The sequence below is a fragment of the Rhodococcus sp. (in: high G+C Gram-positive bacteria) genome (genome assembly GCF_049286785.1).
GTDB lineage: Bacteria > Actinomycetota > Actinomycetes > Mycobacteriales > Mycobacteriaceae > Rhodococcus_F.
In genome coordinates this window covers 1-4,577 of sequence record NZ_JBAQEO010000406.1, presented here as the reverse complement: position 1 = coordinate 4,577, position 4,577 = coordinate 1, and the positions used below count along the sequence as shown (strand labels likewise).

The following is a 4,577-nucleotide window of genomic DNA, read 5'->3' as shown; positions in this document are numbered from 1 at the left end:
GGCTGGCACCGAGCACGTACAGTTCGCCGCGCACCCCGCACGGAACGGGGCGCAGCCGATGATCGAGCACCACCAGTTCGACACCGACCGTCGGGGCGCCGATGCTGACCGGATGATCCGGGGTCATCGCCGTGGTGGCCGAGGACATGATCGTCGTCTCGCTCGGACCGTAGGCATTGAACATCCGCCGGCCGGGGGCCCAGCGGGCAACGAGTTCGGGCGGGCACACGTCGCCGGCGACGACGATCGTCTCCAGAACCTCCAGCCCGCGACCGTCCAACGAGGCCAGGGCGGCGGGGGTGCAGAAGGCATGCGTAATACGTTGCTCTGCAAGGAATTCTGTCAGCTCGAGGCCACCGTAGATCGTGGTGGGCGCGGCCACCACGGTGGCACCGGCACTGATGGCCATCATCAGCTCGAACACCGAGGCGTCGAAGCTCGGCGACGCGAAATGCAGAGTTCGTGACGCCGGGGTGACAGCCAGGCGCTCGCGCTCGTCGGCAGCGAGATTCACCAGTCCGCGATGCGTGACGGCGACGCCCTTGGGTCGGCCGGTCGACCCGGACGTGTAGATGATGTAGACGGGATGGTCGAGGGACAGCGCGGCCGTGCGGTCCGCGTCGGTGACCGGGTCCGTCGGATACACGCCGAGCGAGGCCCGGAACGCGTCCTCGTCGAGGACGATCCAGTGGGTTCCGTCCGGCAAGCCGTCGCGCAACTCCGCGGTGGTGATACCGATCGGGACGCCGCTGTCCTCGAGCATGTGGACGATGCGTTCGCGGGGATAGCCGGGATCCACCGGAACGAACGCGGCGCCGGTCTTGGCCACCGCCCAGATACTCGCCACGGAGTCGCGTGATCGGGGCAGCGCCAGCGCCACCGTCACCTCGGGCCCGACCTGAAGATCGATCAGCAGCCGCGCCAGCTGGTTCGACGCCGCGTCGAGCTGCCGGTAGGTGAGGGTTCCGGCGCCCGGCACGACCAGCGCCTCACCGTCGGGGTTGCTGCGGACGGCGCCCTCGAGCAGGGCCGGCAACGTCATCGGGCCGAATCCGGCAGGGCCCGAGGCCGGTACCAGTGCGCCGCGTTCGGCGTCATCGAGGACGTCCAGGTCACCGATCGGCCGGCCCTGCTCGAGGGCGAGGAACGCGTCGAGGAAGCGGATGAAACGGGCGTGATGCGTTGCGAGGGTGCCGTCCGTATACAGATCCGGGTTGGCTTCGAAATCCACGTTCAGGCTGGTACCGGCGACCCCGTGGTACACGTTCACCGCCAGGTCGGTGATGGGTCCGGTGGACAAGATCTGCAGTCTGCCCACGATGCTGCCCAAGGTGATCTCGTTGTGGAAGAGCATCACGTTGACGAGCGGGCCGTAGAACCCCTGATGCGTGGAGCCGGCATCACGCCGGATGTCGATGTGCGGGTATCGCTGGTGCCGCAGCGCCGCCGTGACTTCGAGCCGAACCGCGGCAACCAGGTCGGCGCCGGTGGTGTCCGGCTGGACCTGCAGTCGCAACGGGAGCACGTTGGACACCATGCCCCCGGAACGTCGCAGCAGCGCCGTGGTGCGCGCGGTGACCGGCAGGCTGACCGCCACCTCCTCACGGCCCGTCATCCGCGAGAGGTAGGCGACGAAAGCGGCGATCACCTCGAAGGCGATGGACGAGTCGTGCCGCGCCACCGCGTCGTCGAGACTCGCAGCCAGCGGGCCGGGAACCTGCCCGCCGGCGGTGCGGCTCAGTGCCCGCGCGGGAGCTGCCCGGTCGACCAGACTGTGTGGTTCGCCGATGGCGGACACACGCTCGGTCCAGTGCTGCCGGTCGGCGAGATAGCGCGGCGAGGAGCGGTACTCCGAGTCGACGGCCGCGACCGCGGAGAGTGCAGCAGCCTTCGAGGGTGCGGCCGCGCGATTCTCGACCGCGGCGGTGTACAACTCGGCCGCGCGATCGACGAGTGTCACCGATCCCATGCCATCGAGTGCGACATGGTGAACGCGGCTGTACCAGTAGTGACGGTCCGGGGCCAGCCGCAGAAGCGCGGAGGTGGTCAGGCGATCCCGGTACACGTCCAGCGGGGCGCTGTACTCGCGTCGCATCCACTCCACGGCGGCGGATTCCGGATCGGATTCCCGTTGCAGATCGACCAGCCGCACCGAAGCATCCAGCGTCTGGTCGACCATCTGGTAGGGCATCCCGTCGACCTCGACGAGGCGCAGAAACGCGGAACCGAGCTCCCGGCCGGCGCTGACCATCGACTCGGAGAGCAAGGCCAGATCGAGGGCGCCGACCAGCTCGACGTACTGCGCGATGGTGACCGGAACATCGGGTTCGACCTGCTGGGCCAGCCACATGCCCTGCTGCGCCGCGGAAAGGGGAAATGCGCCGTCCGGAATGCGTAAAGATTCGGGCGTGATCACCTCATCCGGCACGTCGACCACTTGCTCACCCTCGTTTCCCATCTCGCGGTGCGGCCGAGTTCCGACCGCCCACGCGATCGTGACCTGCGTGCCTGAAAAGTTACCGAACTGTACCCGCCAGTACCCTGGCAGTACCTATCGGACGTCCGGTTTGCGCCCTTGCACCCCCTCCACCATGCGGGTTCCACCCGACGGCAGGGAAAAAACACAACGACGTAACGAAGTCGATGTGGCACCAGAAAACGTTACATAAGAGTGATGATGTCCACTCCTGCGTTACCTCTGCGCGACATCCCGTACCTGCGTGAGACGGTGACGCAACCCCCACCGGGTGACCGCGAGCAGCGCCTCCCGGACGATGCCGCCATTCATCTTCGATTCGCCGATCACGCGTTCGGTGAAGGTGATGGGTACCTCCCGCACCACGAAACCGGCCCGCACCGCACGCCACGCAAGGTCGACCTGGAAGCAGTAGCCGTGCGATTCGATCTTCTCGAGGTCGAGTTTCTCGAGGACCTCCCGTCGATACGCGCGGTACCCGCCCGTGATGTCGGAGATCTTCACGCCCAGTGCCAGCCGGGAGTAGATATTGCCACCCCTCGACAACCACTTCCTGTGCTTGGGCCAGTTGACCACGGTGCCACCCGGGACGTACCGCGAACCGAGGACCAGATCGGCGCCCGCGTCCACCCCGTCGAGTAGACGGTGAAGTTGTTCCGGCGCGTGGCTGCCGTCGGCATCCATCTCCACCAGCACCGAATAGCCGCGGTCGAGTCCCCAGTGGAAGCCTGCGATGTACGCGGCCCCGAGTCCGTTCTTCTCGGTCCGGTGCATCACACGGATACGGCCTGCGCCGTCGTTCGCCGCGAGGGTGTCCGCCACGTCTCCTGTGCCGTCCGGACTGCCGTCGTCCACGACGAGAACGTGCGTTTCGGGCAGCGCCGCATGCAGCCGGGCAACGATCGCACCGAGATTCTCCCTCTCGTTATACGTCGGAATGATCACCAGAGTCCGTGCGTGTGCCGCCACCTGGTTGCCGGAATCCTGCTCCGGTGCCATGACAATCCTCCCTGCCGGCCTCGGCCGGCGCCTTCTCCGTGCTGCCTGCAGATTCGTTACTGCCCGGAGACTCGGTACTGCCCGGAGACGTACGCCGAGCCTGTCGCCGACCCAGCACCAGTGCGCAGGCGACGGCCACGACGGCACCGAGGCCGAGAACGAACTCCGGAATCGGGCCGAGCCGATCAGCCGGCGTAGTGCCGGTGCGCAGCGGGACTTCCGCCACCAGGGCTGCCGGCACGAAAAGTGGGGTCTGCGCGACGGTGGACCCGTCCGGGGCGATGATCGCACTCACACCACTCGTGGCCGCCACCACAACGGTGCGGCTGTGCTCGACGGCGCGCACTTTCGACATGGCAAGCTGCTGGTACGTCATCTCGGTGTCACCGAACGTGGCGTTGTTGGTGGGCACGGCCAGAATTTCGGCTCCTGCCCGGATCGACGCCGAAAAGGCCCGGTCGAACGCCACCTCGTAACAGGTGGCCACACCGACCGCGATCCCGTTCGTGTGCACCACGCCGTCGCCGTGGCCGGGTACGAAGTTGCCTGCCCGATCCGCGTAGGACGAGAAGTGCCGGAAGAAATCGCGGTACGGCAGGTATTCGCCGAACGGCTGGATGATCCGCTTGTCGTGCCGCTCCTGCGGTCCGGACTCCCCGTCCCACACGATGACCGAGTTGGTGGTGGTCCGGTCGGAGTTCACGAGCACCGCACCGACCAGGACGGGCGCGCCGACCGCCTCGGAGGCACGTGAGATGTCCGCGGCAGCGTCGGCATTTCGCAGCGGATCGATGTCGGAGGCGTTCTCGGGCCAGATCACGAGATCCGGCTGCGGAGCAGCGTCCGCCCGCACCTGCGCCGCCAACTCCAGGGTGCGGGCCACGTGATTGTCGAGAACCTTCTTGCGCTGATCGTTGAAGTCGAGACCCAGTTTGGGAACGCTGCCTTGGATCGCGGCGACGGTGATGGTGCGCTCACCCGAGTTCGTGCCCGCCATGAACGGCCACATCGCGGCCGCAACCACGGTCGCGGCCAGAGTTGCGACCAGGCCGCCCGCCAGTGGACGTTTCCAGTCCTGCGCACCGCGTGCCCGGGCTCGCAC

3 protein-coding genes are annotated in these 4,577 nt (G+C 67.3%); all 3 read right to left on the bottom strand.

Annotation, left to right across the window (positions count from 1 at the left end; genetic code table 11):
- Nucleotides 1-2,437 (bottom strand): non-ribosomal peptide synthetase (locus tag WAW17_RS15260; RefSeq protein ID WP_422333792.1); only part of this gene is annotated, 2,437 nt, incomplete at its 3' end.
- 255 nt (nucleotides 2,438-2,692) lie between these two features.
- A complete protein-coding gene (locus WAW17_RS15255) occupies nucleotides 2,693-3,475 on the bottom strand; it encodes a polyprenol monophosphomannose synthase (RefSeq protein ID WP_422333791.1) in 783 nt (260 codons plus the stop codon).
- On the bottom strand, nucleotides 3,402-4,577 hold a 1,176-nt coding region (gene lnt, locus WAW17_RS15250; RefSeq protein WP_422333790.1), incomplete at its 5' end, for an apolipoprotein N-acyltransferase. The genes WAW17_RS15255 and lnt, both read right to left, overlap by 74 nt.